Here is a 15,819-nt window from a genome sequence, read left to right on the forward strand (position 1 = left end):
GGTCACAGCTTGTCCTCCGACGCCTGTACGTACACCGTGCCCTGGCCCGACAGTTCCAGCTGGAACGCCTCGCCCGAGCCCCGTCCGACCATGTCCCGCCAGCCCAGTGCCGTGGACAGCTTGTTGCGTACGTCGCCGCGGTGCGCGACGTACGCCTGCGGGTCGACGTGCACCGGGCCCTGGTGGGTGATCGGCAACTCGATGACGCCGCCGTGCGCCATGACGGCTACCGAGCCCTTGCCCTGCAGCGTGGTGGTGAACAGCCCCTGGCCGGTGACCTGGCCGCGGATCACGCCCATGACGCCGCCCTGCGAGCCCATGAACATCGTGGACTGCTGCAGCGTGCCGTCGAAGGCCAGCAGCCGGTCCGCCTCGACGTAGAGCGTCTCGCCGCTCAGGTCGATGGTGTGGATGTGGTGGCCGCCGTGCCCGAACATCACCGAACCCTGGCCCTCGACGGTCATCAGCGGCGTCGCCTCGTTGGCGACCCGCCGGCCGATCATCGAGGCGATACCGCCCTGGCCGCCCTGGATGTTCGGCGTGAACGACACCTCGCCGCGGTAGGCGAGCATCGCGCCGCGCTGGCTGAACAGCCGCTGGCCGGGCAGGATCTGCGCCTCGACCATCTTGGAATTGATCTTGGTGAACGGCACTAGAGCTGTCCCCCGATCGTGTTGCGCTCGCTGGGCTGCACGTAGACCAGCCCCTCGCCCTCGAAACGGATCTGGAAACTCTCCCCGGATCCCTCGCCCATCACCGTCCGCCAGCTGATGCCGGTCTGGAAGTGCTGCTGCAGATTGCCGGTGTGCGCCACGTACGCGCCCGGGTCGACCTGCAGCGGCATGCCCGCCGAGACCCGCAGCACGATCGCCGGACCGTCCGAGGTGATCGCGGCCTGGCCGACGCCCTCGACGGTCGTGGTGAACAGGCCGTTGCCCTGGCTCGCGCCGCGCAGCCCGGTGAAGGTGGTGCCGGTGCGCAGCCCGGGGTCGGTCGCCAGCAGGTTGCTGGCCTCGACGTAGAGCTTCTCCCCGTTCAGCCGCACCAGGTTGATCTCGCTCGCACGGTCGGCGAAGTAGCACGTGCCGTGCCCCTTCACCTCCATGACCTCCATGGATTCGCCGGTGAGCCGGCGGGTCACCATGCCGCGGATCCCCTCACCGCCCCCGGACATCTTTTTGAACGCCATCTGGCCGTCGTAGGCCACCATCGCGCCGTTCTTCGCCTTGACGGCGTCGCCGGTCATCTCCACGGCGAGTACTTTGCTGCCCTGCAATCGGAACATGGCCACGGTCAGACGCTATCCGTCCGTGCGGGAGCCGTCACCGGAATCGGGCGAACAGGCGCTTCCCCGGCTGCCACCTCGACCTCCAGCAGTGATGCGCCACGGCGCTCGGCCTCGAACGCCTCGACGCCGCCGCGCAGCCCGAACAGCCGCTTGGACAGCGCGATCCACAGCACCGCCAGCACGTTGAGGGTCAGCGTCGCGATCTTGACCCAGCTGACCTTCTCGGTCAGTTCGTAGACCTCCAGCGGCAGGAACGCGGCGGTCGCGACGACCGTCAGGTACTCCGCCCAGCGCTTGCCCCACCAGAGCCCGAACGCCTCGACGATCTCGATGAGCGCGTACACGAGCAGCGCGACGGCGACGATCACCAGCGTCGAGTGCTTGTAGTCGAAGGTCTTGCGGATGGTGTCGATGACCGGGGAGTGCTCCAGGTCGTAGTGGAAGTGCTTGGCGACCGGGCCGAAGACCGAGAGCTGATCCTCGAAGAGCTTGCGGACGGAGTCCTGGGAGTTGCTGAACTGCCACACCGCCCACGCGGCGAGCACGATGAAGACGCCGCGCACCAGCCGCTCGGCCGCCAGGAAGCGCAGGATGAACAGATCGCGCAGCGCCCGCCCGCGCGGTACCTCGGGTGCCTGGTCGGCCGGCCCCGAGCCGTGCGGCTCGCCCAGTGCGAAGTCACCGCAGCGCAGACAGCGCCAGACCTCGCCGACGGACGTGGTGGCGTGCAGCCGCTCGCGCAGATGGCGCTCGTCCGGCGCGTAGGTGATGTGGCCCCGGCGCGAGCAGTGGCGCCGGTCCCAGTCGAACTTCATCGGTCCCGTTCCCCCGGTTGTCGTCGTCCGTCGGTGTCTTTCACGTGTTCTACGTGGAGGGGGACGCTATCGCCCTCCCTCCGGTTCTCGACCCCCGGGGCGGGCCCAGGGGAGGAGGCGGCGATAAATGGACCGCCTTGTGATCACATTCACAGAGCATCCGGAGGATGCCCAGGCCTCTAGGCCGGGGAGGAATCCGGCTTCCTGCGTAGCGGGGCGGGGAGAACCGATTCGCCGGCGGGTGGATCGGCGGGAGTGGCCAGGGCGACCCCGGCAGGTGCGGGATGTCGGAGTTGATGGACAGCCGGTCGATACGTGTGCGATCGGTCACTCGTTCGTGTGATCGTCGGGGAATCCGAGCAGAGAAGCGAAAAACGCGACCCTACGGTCGCGTCATGACGACAACGGCCGCCGCCGACGGCGCCGGGCACGCCCGGTGCACCTACCGGCTTCGCGTGTCGTCCACCGCGCTCGCCGCGCTGTCGGGCGAGTGGGACCGGTGCCGGTGGATCTGGAACGAGTGCGCGGCCCGGTCCAAGAAGGCATACCGGGACCAGGAGAAGTGTGGTCCGGCCCGGCTCGACGCGATGCTGACCGAGGCCCGCAGCCGTCAGGAATGGCTGCGCGAGGGCAGCAGCGTTCCGCAGCAGCAGATCATCCGGGATTTTGCCAGGTCCCGCGCCAAAGCACTCAAGGACATCAAGGCCCGGTTGCCGGTCAAGCAGCGCGCGGGGATGCCCCGGTACAAGAAGAAGGCCCTGGCCGACCCGACCCTCAACTACACCCAGCGCGGTTTCCGGTTGAAGGACGGACGCCTGCACCTCGCGGGGGGTATTTCGCTGACGGTGGTGTGGTCGCGGGACTTGCCCGCCGACCCCACGAGCGTGCGTATCCACCGCGACAGCATCGGGCACTGGTACGCCTCCTTCGTCGTCAAGACACAAGCGCAGCCGCTCCCCGCGACCGGCGCCGCGCTCGGCATCGACTGGGGCGTGAAGGAAACCGCGACCACCACCAGCGACGACCACGACCTCCCCCATCCCGGGCACGGCAAGAAGGCCGCCGGGAAGCTCGCCGGATATCAGCGGATGATGGCCCGCCGCAAGCCCAAGCGCGGGCAGGCCGCTTCGAAGGGATACCGGAAGGCGAAGCGGCAGGCCGCGATCACGCACAAGAAGATCGCCCGGCAGCGACAGGACACTGCCCGCAAGTGGGCCAAGCGTGCCGTGACGGATTTCGATCAGCTCGCGGTGGAGGACTTCCGGCCGAAGTTCCTCGCCAAATCCACCATGGCCCGCAAAGCGGCCGACGCGGCGATCTCCGCCACCAAGCACGAACTGATCAACATGGCGCGCAAACACCAGCGCATCCTGCATCTGGTGCACCCCGCGCACACCACCATGGACTGCGGACACTGCGGAGCGAGAACCAAGCACGCACTCCCGCTGTCGGAACGTACCTACACTTGCACCGCGTGCGGAGCCGTCTCCCCCCGAGATAAGAACTCCGCCCGCGTGATGCTCGTCCGGGCTGGTCTCATCCCGGCTGGCGTTGATCGTGGAAGACCTGATAGCCCGCCGGGCCGCCAGGCAACGTGAGCCAGGAATCCCCCTCCTTGGGAGGGGGAGGATGTCAAAAGAACCGCCCCCGTCGATGATGAGGAATCCGTGGACATCAAGACCGCCTCCGCCCTGCGCCGGCTCCGCCTGGTCTCCGCCCCCGAGGCGGTCTCCTTCCTCCTGCTGCTGCTCTGCTCGATCCTGAAGCGCACCACCGACTTCAACGCCGTCCCGGTCATGGGCATGGTGCACGGGGTGCTGTTCGTCCTCTACGTCGTCCTCTGGGCCCTGGCCTGGTACCGGGCCAAGTGGACGCTGGGCCGCGGCGCGCTCTACGCGGTGCTGTCCGTGCTCCCCACCGGCGGTTTCTTCGCCGAGCGCATGCTGCGCCGCGAGGCCGAGTCGGAGATCATCGCCGCCCGTGCCCGCCAGGAAGGCGTCGTCGCGTGATCGTCGCCTTCTCGGTCTCCCCGCTGGGCGTCGGCGAGGACGTGGGCGAGTACGTCGCCGACGCCGTCCGCGTCGTGCGGGAGTCCGGTCTCCCGAACCGCACCGATGCGATGTTCACCTCCATCGAGGGTGAGTGGGACGAGGTGATGGACGTCGTCAAGCGCGCCGTCGCCGCCGTCGAGGCCCGCGCGCCGCGCGTCTCCCTCGTGCTCAAGGCCGACATCCGGCCCGGCGTGACGGACGGGATGACGTCGAAGGTCGAGACCGTCGAGCGGTTCCTCGCTCCCGCCGCGGATTCCGCCGCGGCCCCCGCCGCCGGGAGCTGACGGACGCCGCTACCCCCCGCCGGTGGCGAGGGTGAGGCCGAGCGGGGTCCTTTCGTACAGCACCCGGTGGCCGTCGCGGTGCGAGGTGAGCAGGCCCGCGTCGCGCAGCACGGACAGATGCGCGGAGACCGACGACAGCGCGAGGTCGTGACGGCGGGCGAGCGCGCTGGTGGTCGCGGGCGCGTCCAGGTTGGTGAGGATCGCCGCCCGGTTGGGACCCAGCAGCCGGATCAGCGGCTCGGCGGGCGCGGGGCCCGGCACGGTCCACAGGGTGGCGGTGCCGCGCGCCGGATAGACCATCGTGGCCTGCCAGGGCGGGTCGAAGCCGCTCACCACGTCCGGCCGGACGAAGACGCTCGGCACCAGCAGCAGCCCTTCGCCGCCCAGCGTCCTGACGTGGTCGGTCCGCTGGTCCACCGTGAGCGTGCCGTCCGACCAGCTCACCTTCGGGTGCAGATCGGCGAAGAGCCGCTCCGGGCCGCCGTCGGCCAGCCGGCGCGAGTGGAAGGCCACATCGGCCTCCAGCACGGCGCGCATCCGGGGCCAGAACGGGGCGAGGAGCGTGTCCCAGACCCGGGCCATCAGCTCCGCGAGCTCGTCCACCGTCCGCGCCGGGTCGTCGAGCAGCGCCCGGGCCCGTTCGTCGGCGGCGGCACCCGGGATCACCGCCAGCGCCCTGGCCAGGTCCGCGTGGGCCACGGCCGGGTCGGTGCCGCGGACCCGGGCCAGCTCCTCGTCTATCGTGGCGAAGACCCCGTCGGGCGGCGGGCACAGGAAATCCGGGTTGTGGCCGCGCCGCGGCATCACCAGCTCGAAGGGGCTGAGATCGAGCCCACGGGCCACCGACCGGACCTGTCGCAGCCACGGCAGGTGGTACCCCTGGCGCGCGGGTGTCCGGAGGGTACGGATCGCCTCCTGGGTCTCCCAGAGCGGTGAGATCGCGAACCGGGAGGACAGCACATCGTCGGCCGTGAAGTGCATGTGGAACGGCATGACGTCTCCCAAGTTTCGTTTTCAGCCGAAACAGTAGAAGCCATGTCCCGATGTCCGCCAGGCTGCGTCCATGACAACGGAAAACTCAGACTCGGGACTTCAGAAAAGTGACGAGCCGACGTGCGACGGGACAGCGGGGACGACGGCCGATCCCGTCGAGCCGCAGCCCGTCGGATATCGCACGGTGTTCGCGGTCCGTGAGTTCCGGCCGATCTTCGCCGCCCACGTACTGTCCATGTTCGGCAGCTTCTTCGCCGAGGTCGCACTGGCGGTACTGGTGTTCCAACGCACCGGGTCCCCGTTGCTGACGTCTCTGATCTTCGCGCTCGGCATGCTGCCGTACGCGCTCAGCGGGGTGCTGCTCTCGGGGGTCTCCGACCGGTACCCTGCCCGCCGGGTGCTCGTGACGTGCGACCTGCTCTGCGCGGCCTGCGTCGGCGTCCTCGCGCTGCCGTTCACGCCGCTGGCGCTGCTGTTCCTGCTGCGGGCGGTCCTTGCGATGATCACGCCGCTCTTCCAGGGGACGCGGGCCGCGAGCCTCGCGGACATCCTGGAGGGCGATGTGTACGTCCTGGGCCGTTCGCTGCTGAGGATCGTCTCGCAGAGCGCGCAGATCATCGGGTTCGGGATCGGCGGCCTGGTGCTGGTGGTGCTGTCGCCGCGCGCCGCGCTCACCGTGGCCGTGGGGACCTTCCTCTGCTCGGCCGCGCTGCTGCGCTTCGGCACCCTGGACCGGCCGGCGCGGGTCACCGGCAGCGGCTCGATGATGCGGCAGTCGCTTCTCGGCGCCCGCGAGTTGCTGAGCCACCGCAGGATCCGGGCGCTGCTGCTGTGGTGGTGGGTGCCGCCGATGTTCTTCGCGGTGGCCGAGGGGCTGGCGACACCGTTCGCCGCCGCGGCCGGCGCCGGTTCCGCCGGGGTCGGTCTGCTGCTGGCGGCGATGCCGGCCGGAACGGTGATCAGCGAGCTGGCGGCCGGCACGCTGCTGTCACCGGCCGCGCGCACCTGGATCGCGATGCCGCTCGCCGGCCTGGCCCTGGTGCCGATGGTGCTGTTCGCCTTCCACCCGCCGCTGCCGGTGGCCATCGGCATCATGCTGGTGGTGGGGCTGTGTTCCGCCTACGCGCTCGGGATGGACAAGTGGTTCGTCGAGGCGGTGCCGGAGGAGATGCGCGGCCAGGCGATGTCGTTGCTGGGCGCGGGCATGATGACGCTCCAGGGCCTCGGCATGACGATCGGCGGCGCGATCGCCGAGGTCGCCCCGCCGTACGCCGTGATCGCCGGCGCCGGGAGTCTCGGTCTGGTGAGCACGCTGCTGGTGCTGCGCTCCGTGGCGGCGACCGGCCGCGGTGTGGTGGAGGCGGTCTGAGGCAGGAGATTCCTTTGCCGCTGGTCGACGCGCGTAACACCTCCCGGGCACCGGCCGGTTCCGGCCGGCCGGCGCCGTACGGTTCAGCGCCGCGCCAGGTACGCGTTCATCGCCCGGTGCAGGGTCTTGTTGACCGCGCCCTGGAGCGGCAGCTCCCACTCGCCGAGCGTCTCCACCGCCTCGCCGCCGGTACCGAGCTTCCAGCGCAACAGTCCGAACGAGCGCGCGTCCGGGTCCAGGCTGTCCGGTACGCCCCGCATGTCGTACACGGACGCGCCCAGCACGTGCGCGTCGCAGAGCATCCGCCACTGCAGCGCGTTGCTCGGCCGCACCTCGCGGCGGTGATCGGCGGAGGCGCCCGTCTGGTACCAGACGCGGGACCCGTCCGGTGAGACGAGCAGGGTGTGCGCGGCGAGGATCTCGCCGCCGTGGCGGGCGGTGTAGAGCCGCATGGCGCCCGGCCGTTCCGCGTTCAGCACCTCGTACTGGCGCCGGTAGTAGGCCAGGTCGCGCCCCAGCCGGAAGCCGTCGCGCCGCTCCGTGACGCCCAGCAGCTCATGGAAGGCCGCCATCTCCTCCAGGCCCCCGACGGCGGTCTCCACCCCCGCTTTGGCTGCCTTCTTGACGTTCCGCCGCCATTCCTGGTTCAGCCCGGTCCACAGGTCGTCGAGGCCGCGGCCGGCCAGCGGTATCTCGAAGATCAGCCGGGGCTGGGCGTCCCCGTTGGCGCCGTCCTCGCCGCCGCGCCGCCAGCCCGCCTCGCGCAGCCGGTCGGCGACCGCGGCGCCCAGCGGGTCCACCAGGTCCGGCAGGACGTCGCCCATCCGGCGGCCGGGCGCCACCGCCTCCTTGAGGGTGCGCGCCGACCACCGCCGGTACGGCAGCGGCGGCCCCATCCGTACGGCGAAGGCGCCGGTGCCGCGCAGATGGTCCAGAAGCGGCTCCAGCAGGCGGTCCAGGTTCGGGTCGGACCAGTCCAGCACCGGGCCCTCCGGGAGGTACGCGAACGATCTCCGGGTGCCGGGCAGCTGCCGGTACAGCACCAGTGCCGAGCCGACCATCGCCCCGGTGTCGTCGAACCAGCCCAGACTCTCGGCCGACCAGCCCGGTTTGACCCGGGCCCAGGAGGGGCTCTGCAGGAAACTGACCGAGCGCGGGCCGCGCCGCCGCACGAACGCCAGGTGTTCGTCCTCCGGGACGGGACGCAGTCGCAGTCGTGGCGCCGGGCCGGGGAGGGCGTTGCGGGCGGCGTCCTGGTGGGTGGTCATCGTCAAGGTCGTCCTCCGCGGTGCGGTGGGCCTGGTGGCCCGCTCACCTCTCTCACGCCCCACAGGACCGCTATGTGACAGAGATGTTCGCGACAGCGCGCACCGGTTTCCCAAGCGGCCCCGGGACGGGCAGACTTCGGCGTCTGCGCGGCCGACGGCCGCGACCGGCCGGGGAGCACAACGGGTGACATCAGCAGTGGGCAGTGACGCGGGGACCGGCGATCCCGGCGGTCAGGACGCGGTGCGCAGCGCCCCCTTCGGCGGCCCCTGCCCGCCGGAAGCCGCAGCCCCTCCCGCTCCCATGGAGCCGGCCGCCGCCTCCTCCACCACGACCGACACCGCGGCCTCGCTGAAACGCAGCGGCAGCGTCATGGCCCTGGGCTCGCTCGCCTCGCGCGCCACCGGGTTCGTGCGCAGCGGCATCATCACCGCCGCGCTCGGCACCACCCTGCTCGGTGACGCGTTCAGCGTCGCGAACACCGTCCCGAACATCCTGTACATCATGCTCATCGGCGGGGCGCTGAACTCGGTGTTCGTCCCTCAGCTGGTGCGTGCCGCCAAGGAGCACGCCGACGGCGGCGCCGCCTACACCGACCGGCTGCTCACCGTCTGCCTGGCCGCGCTGCTGGTGATCACGGCCGGCGCCGCGCTCGCCGCCCCCTGGCTGGTCAGCGCGTACGGGCCGGACTTCACCAGTGCCCAGCGCGACCTGACGATCGCGCTCGCCCGGTACTGCCTGCCGCAGATCCTCTTCTACGGCGTGTTCACCCTGCTCGGCCAGATCCTCACCGCCCGCGACCGGTTCGGCGCCATGATGTGGTCGCCGGTCCTGAACAACGTCGTCGTCATCGCGGTGTTCGGCCTGTACCTCGCGGTCGCGCACGACACGACCGCCGCCGGCACCATGAGCGACGCCAACGCGCTGCTCCTGGGGCTCGGCTCCACCGCGGGCATCGCCGTGCAGGCCCTGGCGCTGATCCCGGCCCTGCGCGGCGCCGGATTCCGCTGGCGGCCCCGTTTCGACTGGCGCGGCTCCGGGCTCATGCAGCCCATGCGGGCCGCCGGGTGGACGCTGCTGCTGGTCTTCGTCAACCAGATCGCCTACTGGGTCGTCACCCGGCTCGCCACCTCGGCCGGTGCCCACGCGCTGGCCGGCGGCAGTCCCGTGGGTGTCGGCTTCGCCGCCTACAGCAACGCCTACCTGCTGTGGGTCGTGCCCCAGGGGATCATCACCGTCTCCCTCGTCACCGCCCTGCTGCCGCGGATGAGCCGGGCCGCCACCGAGGGCGACCACGCGCGGATCGGCGCCGACCTGTCGTACGGGCTGCGCGGCTCGGCCGCCGCGATCGTGCCGGCGGTGCTGGCCTTCCTGGCGCTCGGCCCGCAGATCACCGGGGTCGTCTTCCAGCACGGCCGCACCACCGACGCGGACGCCCAGGCCATCGCCTGGATCCTGATGGCGTTCGCCCTCGGCCTGCCGGCCTTCGCCGGCCAGTACCTGCTGGCCCGCGGCTTCTACGCGCTCGGCGACACCCGTACGCCCTTCTTCCTCAACGTCGTCATCGCCGCCGTCAACGCCGGGCTCGCCGTCGCCTCGTACACGCTGCTGCCGGCCCGCTGGGCCGTGGCCGGCATGGCGGGCGGTTACGCCATCGCCTGCTGCGCCGGGCTGGCGTGCACCACCTGGGTGCTGCGCCGGCGGCTGAACTGGCGGCCCGCGGTCCTGGGCATGCACGTCCGGCTGGCCGTCGCGTGCCTGCCGGGCGCGGCCGCCGCGTACGGGATCGCGCAGAGCAGCGGGCGGCTGCTCGGCACCGGCTTCGCCGGGGACTGCGCCGGGCTGCTGCTCGGCGGCGCCGCCCTCGGCTGCTCCGTTCTGGTCCTGGCGGGCCCGTTGCGGCTGACCGAGGTGCAGTCGCTGGCCGCCCCGGTCCTGCGGCGGCTGCCCGGCCGCTGAAAGTTTTCCTGATTTCGTTGTCACCTTTCGGGCCCGCCGTGCGTGTAGGTAGCGGGAGGGACATTGAACATCCGTACGACACACGCGCCTCCGGGGTGGGTGTGAGCCCGGGCGCGACGCCGCAGGACGACTTCGACGAGTTCTACGCCGTCACCGCGAAACGCCTGGTCGCCGCGGTGTACGCGGTGACCGGCGATCTCGGCGAGGCCGAGGACGCCGTGCAGGAGGCGTATGCCCGTGCGTGGCAGCGGTGGGCGAAGCTCACGGCCGAGGGGGACCCGACGCCGTGGGTGCGGACGGTGGCTCTGCGGCTGGCGGTGAGCACGTGGCGCAAGACACGCAACCGGGTACGGGCACACTTCAGGTACGGGGTGCCGGCGGATGCGCCCGCGCTGGCACCCGACCGGGTGGCTCTGATCGCCGCTTTGCGTGAGCTCGGCGAGGAGCAGCGCACGGCCGTCGTGCTGCACCATTTGATGGACCTGCCGGTCGAGGAGGTCGCCCGGGAGACCGGAGTGTCCAACGCGGCGGTACGAACCCGGCTCAGCCGCGCACGCAGGGCGCTGGGCGACCGGCTGACCGAGGAAGAGGAGGTGCCCCTCCATGGCTGACCCGCTCGACGACCGTCTCCGGGACCTGGCTCGCGACACCGAGCCGCTGATCCTCCTCGCCGGCCCCGCGGACGTCCGCAGGCGTGGGGAGCGCCGCCGTGCCCGGCGCCGGGTCGGCGCGGTGGCCGTGGTGGCCGCGGCCGCGCTGGCCGTCGGCTCCTGGGCGGTCCTGCCCCGGCTGGAGAGCGGCGCGCAGCCCCCGGCGGTCAGTGGTTCCCCCTCGCCGGACCCGCTGCCGACCGAGCCGCTGACCGGCGCGCTGCTCCGGCCGACCGCGCTGCCCTGGGACTCCTACTGGCACTGGCGCACCGTCGCGGGGGACGTCTCGGCGAAGATCCCGCTCATGCACTGCGGAACGTCGCTGTACGATCCGGCCTCGGCGAGTGTCCGTTTCTATCAGGGGAACGCGAACAGCAGCGCGCGGTACGCGATCCATGACCTTGGTGACGGGGCCAAGGCTGCTGCCGAACTGAACCGCATACGTGATGAATTGGGCAAATGCGGACTAGTTGCTGCCTACACTGGGAAGGAGGAGGGGACCATGGAGACCGTGTTCCGCGTCTATGCGACAACGAAGCTGGGCAGCCAGGTGAGCCAGGTCTGGCTGGCGGACCGGGGCCGGTACGTGTCGGTGCTCCAGGTGGTCATGCCGGCGAGCGCGCGCCCGAATCCGCCGTACTTCGACGGGACGCCGGTGCAGTGCATGGCGCGGTCCCTCGAGAAGCTCGTTCCCCCCTCCGTCCCGGCCACCCCCACCCCCAGTACTTCTCCGCCGTCCGCATTCGCCGGGGGCTCCGGGGGCTCGATCGGGGGCTCGGCCGGCGGCACCGGCCCGGCGACCGAGGGCGGCGTCCCGTCGGTCCCGCCGCCCGATCCGAAGTTCCCGCCGGACTACGTCCCCCCGACTTCTTCCGACCGCTGCTGATGAGGACATTTCCCGTGACACCCATACGAACGTCCCGCATTCCCTTTTCCCGTATACGTGCCCTGGCCGTGCCGGCCCTGCTGGCCGTCGCGCTGACCGCCTGTGGCGGCAGCGGTGGTGATGACAACGCCAAGGGCGGCAGCGACAAGGGCGGCGCCGGCGCCCCGGCGGCCGTGCCGGTCACCGTGTCGCCCGCCAACGGCAAGACCGGGGTCGACCCCGGCAGCCCGGTGAAGGTGTCGCTGACCGAGGGCACCATCGGCGCGGTGACCGTCACCGCCGCGGCCAAGAGCAACGACGGCGTCGAGGCCGTGGAGGTCACCGGCAAGCTGGACGCCACCAAGCACAGCTGGCTGTCCGACCGCACGATGACCCCCGGCACCGCCTACACGGTGAAGGTCACCGCGGCCGACAAGTCCGGCGCGCAGAAGGAGCAGACCAGCACCTTCACCACGCTGGCCGCGGCCAAGACCAACGGCGTCACCGTCACCCCGGTGGGCAACGCGGTGGTCGGCGTCGGCCAGCCGGTCTCCATCGCCTTCGACAAGCCGGTCACCAACCGCGCGGCCGTCGAGAAGCAGCTGTCCGTGACGACGACGCCCGCCGTGCAGGGCAGCTGGGGCTGGATCACCGACCCGCTGACCGGCACCCAGCGCGCCGACTGGCGGCCGGCCGCGTACTGGGCCAAGGGCACCAAGGTCACGATGACGGCCAAGCTCAGCGGCCTCGACACCGGCGGCGGCCGCTACCTGCGCCGCGATGTCACCTCCACCTTCACCATCGGCACCGCCCGGGTCTCCAAGGTCGACATCGGCGCCAAGAAGATGACGGTCACCGAGGACGGAAAGACCGTCAAGGTCATCAACATCTCGGCGGGCAAGAGCGACTTCCCGACCTGGAACGGCCGCATGGTCGTGCTCAGCAAGCAGTCCACGATCCACATGACGTCGACGTCGGTCGGCATCGCCACCAACAAGGACGCCGCGGACTTCTACGACAAGGACGTCAAGATGGCGGTGCACCTGACCACCTCGGGCACCTTCGTCCACGCCGCTCCGTGGAACGACGCCAACATGGGCAAGGCGAACACCAGCCACGGCTGCGTCGGGATGTCGGACGCGGACGCCAAGTGGTTCTTCGACAAGGCCGTCCGCGGTGATGTCGTCGAGGTCGCCGGATCGACCCGCGCCACCGTCGACAAGGGCAACGGCTACGGCGACTGGAACCTCACCGCCGAGGCGTGGGCGAAGCTGAGCGCCCTGTCCTGACCCGTCCTTGAATCCGTCCCGGGCCCGTTCCGGAACCGGTCGCCGAGCCTGCGCTCGCACCCGTTCCCGAACGGGCCCGGGTGTCTCCGGTTCCGATGGACGAGACAGCCTCTCCCACTATGTGACCGACCGGTAGGCTCATCGGCGTGCCGAAGCCCCTGAGCCTGCCCTTCGACCCCATCGCCCGCGCCGACGAGCTGTGGACCCAGCGCTGGGGACGCGTTCCGTCGATGGGCGCCATCACCTCGATCATGCGCGCCCAGCAGATCCTGCTGGGCCAGGTGGACGCCGTCGTCAAGCCGTACGGGCTGACCTTCGCCCGCTACGAGGCGCTGGTGCTGCTCACCTTCAGCAAGGCCGGCGAACTGCCGATGTCGAAGATCGGCGAGCGGCTGATGGTGCACCCCACGTCGGTCACCAACACCGTGGACCGCCTCGTCGGCTCCGGCCTGGTCGCCAAGCGCCCCAACCCGAACGATGGACGCGGCACCCTCGCCTCCATCACCGACAAGGGCCGTGAGGTGGTCGACGCGGCCACCCGGGACCTGATGGCGATGGACTTCGGCCTGGGCGTCTACGACGCCGAGGAGTGCGGTGAGATCTTCGCGTCGTTGCGCCCGCTGCGGATAGCCGCGGGCGACTTCGAGGACGGGCGCTGAAGCGTCCGGCGTTCGAGGAGGGGCGTGAGGGCGCCGGAATCGCACCGGTTACGCTCAATGCCATGAAACAAGGGACGCTGACCCGCTACCGCGTGATGGCCTATGTGACCGGCGTCCTGCTGGTCCTCCTCACCCTGGGCGTGATCGCGAAGTACCTCCTCGACATGAACGGCGCGGCCGGCTTCGTCACCGCCGTCGGGATCGCCCATGGCTGGCTCTACGTGGTCTACGTGGTGTTCGCCTTCGACCTGGGCTCCAAGGCGAAGTGGCCGCTGGGCAAGCTGGCCTGGGTGCTGCTGGCGGGCACGATCCCGACCGCCGCCTTCTTCGTCGAGCGCAACGTGACGCGCGAGGTGGCCCCGCTGGTCGTCGCCGCGAACGGCGAGCCGGCCCAGGTCTGACGCCCGTCGTGTGACACCTTGGACGTGACGTTTGGACGTGACGTACGGGGTGTGACACATGGCACGTGACGCATCGCACCGCCCTTCCCCGCAAGGGGTGGGCGGTTTGCCATCGACATTTACTAGGACGTCCTAGTAAATTCGAGGGTATGGACGCCGAAGGCATCGAAGAGGGCCGCCAGCGCTGGCAGGCCCGGTACGACGCGGCTCGTAAGCGGGACGCGGACTTCACCACGCTCTCCGGGGATCCGGTCGAGCCCGTGTACGGGCCCGCCCCCGGTGACACCGTGGACGGCTTCGAGCGGATCGGATGGCCCGGCGAGTACCCGTTCACCCGCGGTCTGCACCCGACCGGCTACCGGGGCCGTACGTGGACGATCCGGCAGTTCGCCGGCTTCGGCAACGCCGAGCAGACGAACGAGCGCTACAAGATGATCCTGGAGGCCGGCGGCGGCGGTCTCTCCGTCGCCTTCGACATGCCGACCCTGATGGGCCGCGACTCCGACGACAGCATGGCGCTGGGCGAGGTCGGCCACTGCGGTGTCGCCATCGACTCGGCCGCCGACATGGAGGTGCTCTTCGCGGGCATCCCGCTCGGCGACGTCACCACCTCGATGACGATCTCCGGCCCGGCCGTTCCGGTCTTCTGCATGTACCTGGTCGCCGCCGAGCGGCAGGGCGTCGATCCGGCCCTGCTCAACGGCACGCTGCAGACCGACATCTTCAAGGAGTACATCGCGCAGAAGGAGTGGCTCTTCGCTCCCGAGCCCCATCTGCGCCTCATCGGCGACCTCATGGAGCACTGCGCGACGGGCATCCCCGCGTACAAGCCGCTCTCCGTCTCCGGCTACCACATCCGCGAGGCCGGCTCCACGGCCGCGCAGGAGCTCGCGTACACCCTCGCCGACGGCTTCGGCTACGTCGAGCTGGGGCTGTCGCGCGGAATGGACGTCGACGCGTTCGCCCCCGGGCTGTCGTTCTTCTTCGACGCGCACCTCGACTTCTTCGAGGAGATCGCCAAGTTCCGCGCCGCCCGCCGCATCTGGGCGCGCTGGATGCGCGACGAGTACGGCGCCAAGACCGACAAGGCGCAGTGGCTGCGGTTCCACACCCAGACCGCGGGTGTCTCGCTCACCGCCCAGCAGCCCTACAACAACGTCGTGCGCACCGCCGTGGAGGCGCTGGCCGCCGTCCTGGGCGGCACCAACTCGCTGCACACCAACGCCCTCGACGAGACCCTCGCGCTGCCGAGCGAGCAGGCCGCGGAGATCGCGCTGCGCACCCAGCAGGTCCTGATGGAGGAGACCGGCGTCGCGAACGTCGCCGACCCGCTGGGCGGCTCCTGGTACGTCGAGGCCCTCACCGACCGGATCGAGGCCGACGCCGAGAAGATCTTCGACAAGATCAGGGCGCTCGGCGCGAAGGCGGTCCCCAGCGGCAAGCACTCTGTCGGCCCCATCACCAGCGGCATCCTGCGCGGTATCGAGGACGGCTACTTCACCGGCGAGACCGCCGAGTCGGCCTTCCAGTACCAGCGCGCCCTGGAGAAGGGCGAGAAGCGCGTCGTCGGCGTCAACTGCCACCACGGCTCGGTCACCGGTGACCTGGAGATCCTGCGGGTCAGCCACGAGGTCGAGCGCGAGCAGGTGCGCGTGCTGGCCGCCCGCAAGGCGGCCCGTGACGACAGTGCCGTCCAGGAGGCCCTCGCCGCCATGCTCGCCGCGGCCCGGGACGGCTCGAACATGATCGTCCCGATGCTGGCGGCAGCCCGCGCCGAGGCCACCCTCGGCGAGATCTGCGGTGTCCTGCGCGAGGAGTGGGGCACGTACACAGAACCGGCCCGCTTCTGAGCCGAGATCGGGGGCTCCGCTTCACCCCGGACGGGGGGAGCGGAGCCCACGAGCGCGTGTTCCGCGACCACAGCGAATAG

16 protein-coding genes are annotated in these 15,819 nt (G+C 70.8%); 11 read left to right on the top strand and 5 right to left on the bottom strand.

Annotated elements, in window-relative coordinates:
* Nucleotides 1-2: 2 nt before the first annotated feature.
* Genes C6N31_RS15015 through C6N31_RS15025 form a run of 3 tightly spaced genes read right to left on the bottom strand, consistent with a single transcriptional unit; the run spans nucleotide 3 to nucleotide 2,103 of the window.
* Nucleotides 3-653, bottom strand: a complete 651-nt coding sequence (locus C6N31_RS15015) for an AIM24 family protein (RefSeq protein WP_138357144.1) — start codon at nucleotides 651-653, stop codon at nucleotides 3-5.
* A complete protein-coding gene (locus C6N31_RS15020) occupies nucleotides 653-1,291 on the bottom strand; it encodes an AIM24 family protein (RefSeq protein ID WP_138357143.1) in 639 nt (212 codons plus the stop codon). Before C6N31_RS15020 ends, C6N31_RS15015 begins: the two co-directional genes overlap by 1 nt.
* Nucleotides 1,292-1,293: 2 nt before the next feature.
* Nucleotides 1,294-2,103, bottom strand: a complete 810-nt coding sequence (locus tag C6N31_RS15025) for a DUF2127 domain-containing protein (protein WP_198357680.1) — start codon at nucleotides 2,101-2,103, stop codon at nucleotides 1,294-1,296.
* 395 nt (nucleotides 2,104-2,498) lie between these two features.
* Here C6N31_RS15025 and C6N31_RS15030 point away from each other — a divergent pair, with 395 nt between their 5' ends.
* The 3 genes from C6N31_RS15030 to C6N31_RS15040 all read left to right on the top strand — a co-directional run bounded on the left by C6N31_RS15030 (nucleotide 2,499) and on the right by C6N31_RS15040 (nucleotide 4,438).
* Nucleotides 2,499-3,701, top strand: a complete 1,203-nt coding sequence (locus C6N31_RS15030) for an RNA-guided endonuclease InsQ/TnpB family protein (protein ID WP_198357681.1) — start codon at nucleotides 2,499-2,501, stop codon at nucleotides 3,699-3,701.
* A 69-nt stretch (nucleotides 3,702-3,770) separates the two neighbouring features.
* Nucleotides 3,771-4,112 carry a DUF3817 domain-containing protein gene (locus tag C6N31_RS15035; protein ID WP_138357140.1) on the top strand — a complete coding sequence of 114 codons (342 nt, stop codon included), beginning with the start codon at nucleotides 3,771-3,773 and terminating at the stop codon, nucleotides 4,110-4,112.
* Nucleotides 4,109-4,438, top strand: a complete 330-nt coding sequence (locus C6N31_RS15040; RefSeq protein ID WP_138357139.1) for an MTH1187 family thiamine-binding protein — start codon at nucleotides 4,109-4,111, stop codon at nucleotides 4,436-4,438. Before C6N31_RS15035 ends, C6N31_RS15040 begins: the two co-directional genes overlap by 4 nt.
* A gap of 9 nt (nucleotides 4,439-4,447) precedes the next feature.
* Here C6N31_RS15040 and C6N31_RS15045 read toward each other — a convergent pair whose 3' ends face one another.
* Entirely contained in the window at nucleotides 4,448-5,431 is a 984-nt protein-coding gene (locus C6N31_RS15045; RefSeq protein WP_138357138.1) for an ArsR/SmtB family transcription factor, read from the bottom strand.
* A 70-nt stretch (nucleotides 5,432-5,501) separates the two neighbouring features.
* Here C6N31_RS15045 and C6N31_RS15050 point away from each other — a divergent pair, with 70 nt between their 5' ends.
* Nucleotides 5,502-6,800, top strand: coding sequence for an MFS transporter (locus C6N31_RS15050; RefSeq protein ID WP_138357137.1), 1,299 nt, complete (start codon nucleotides 5,502-5,504; stop codon nucleotides 6,798-6,800).
* An 83-nt stretch (nucleotides 6,801-6,883) separates the two neighbouring features.
* On the opposite strand, the gene C6N31_RS15055 is transcribed toward C6N31_RS15050, so the two are convergent.
* A complete protein-coding gene (locus tag C6N31_RS15055) occupies nucleotides 6,884-8,068 on the bottom strand; it encodes a lipid II:glycine glycyltransferase FemX (protein ID WP_138357136.1) in 1,185 nt (394 codons plus the stop codon).
* Between the two features lie 301 nt (nucleotides 8,069-8,369).
* Between C6N31_RS15055 and murJ the strand changes: the two genes are divergently transcribed.
* The 7 genes from murJ to icmA all read left to right on the top strand — a co-directional run bounded on the left by murJ (nucleotide 8,370) and on the right by icmA (nucleotide 15,739).
* On the top strand, nucleotides 8,370-10,025 hold the full coding sequence (murJ, locus tag C6N31_RS15060; protein ID WP_138357155.1) for a murein biosynthesis integral membrane protein MurJ: 1,656 nt from the start codon (nucleotides 8,370-8,372) through the stop codon (nucleotides 10,023-10,025).
* Nucleotides 10,026-10,126: 101 nt separating this feature from the next.
* Complete coding sequence (locus tag C6N31_RS15065) at nucleotides 10,127-10,636, top strand: SigE family RNA polymerase sigma factor (RefSeq protein WP_138357135.1); 510 nt, start codon at nucleotides 10,127-10,129, stop codon at nucleotides 10,634-10,636.
* Nucleotides 10,629-11,561 (top strand): hypothetical protein, encoded by a 933-nt coding sequence (locus C6N31_RS15070; RefSeq protein ID WP_138357134.1) that lies wholly within the window; start codon nucleotides 10,629-10,631, stop codon nucleotides 11,559-11,561. The genes C6N31_RS15065 and C6N31_RS15070 overlap by 8 nt, the downstream gene beginning before the upstream one ends.
* A gap of 14 nt (nucleotides 11,562-11,575) precedes the next feature.
* A complete protein-coding gene (locus C6N31_RS15075) occupies nucleotides 11,576-12,829 on the top strand; it encodes a L,D-transpeptidase (protein ID WP_244809436.1) in 1,254 nt (417 codons plus the stop codon).
* A gap of 146 nt (nucleotides 12,830-12,975) precedes the next feature.
* Entirely contained in the window at nucleotides 12,976-13,488 is a 513-nt protein-coding gene (locus tag C6N31_RS15080) for a MarR family winged helix-turn-helix transcriptional regulator (protein WP_138357132.1), read from the top strand.
* Between the two features lie 62 nt (nucleotides 13,489-13,550).
* Nucleotides 13,551-13,889, top strand: coding sequence for a DUF3817 domain-containing protein (locus C6N31_RS15085; protein ID WP_138357131.1), 339 nt, complete (start codon nucleotides 13,551-13,553; stop codon nucleotides 13,887-13,889).
* 149 nt (nucleotides 13,890-14,038) lie between these two features.
* Nucleotides 14,039-15,739, top strand: coding sequence for a coenzyme B12-dependent isobutyryl-CoA mutase large subunit (gene icmA / locus C6N31_RS15090; RefSeq protein ID WP_138357130.1), 1,701 nt, complete (start codon nucleotides 14,039-14,041; stop codon nucleotides 15,737-15,739).
* Nucleotides 15,740-15,819: the final 80 nt, after the last annotated feature.

Origin of the sequence: Streptomyces fildesensis, assembly GCF_016107395.1 — a bacterium.
GTDB lineage: Bacteria > Actinomycetota > Actinomycetes > Streptomycetales > Streptomycetaceae > Actinacidiphila > Actinacidiphila fildesensis.

Coding starts and splice junctions, on each gene's coding strand:
- C6N31_RS15025 (WP_198357680.1), bottom strand. CDS start 2,103: ATGAAGTTCGACTGGGACCGGCGCCACTGCTCGCGCCGGGGCCACATC.
- C6N31_RS15030 (WP_198357681.1), top strand. CDS start 2,499: ATGACGACAACGGCCGCCGCCGACGGCGCCGGGCACGCCCGGTGCACC.
- C6N31_RS15045 (WP_138357138.1), bottom strand. CDS start 5,431: ATGCCGTTCCACATGCACTTCACGGCCGACGATGTGCTGTCCTCCCGG.
- C6N31_RS15050 (WP_138357137.1), top strand. CDS start 5,502: ATGACAACGGAAAACTCAGACTCGGGACTTCAGAAAAGTGACGAGCCG.
- C6N31_RS15055 (WP_138357136.1), bottom strand. CDS start 8,068: ATGACCACCCACCAGGACGCCGCCCGCAACGCCCTCCCCGGCCCGGCG.
- murJ (WP_138357155.1), top strand. CDS start 8,370: ATGGAGCCGGCCGCCGCCTCCTCCACCACGACCGACACCGCGGCCTCG.
- C6N31_RS15070 (WP_138357134.1), top strand. CDS start 10,629: ATGGCTGACCCGCTCGACGACCGTCTCCGGGACCTGGCTCGCGACACC.
- C6N31_RS15085 (WP_138357131.1), top strand. CDS start 13,551: ATGAAACAAGGGACGCTGACCCGCTACCGCGTGATGGCCTATGTGACC.
- icmA (WP_138357130.1), top strand. CDS start 14,039: ATGGACGCCGAAGGCATCGAAGAGGGCCGCCAGCGCTGGCAGGCCCGG.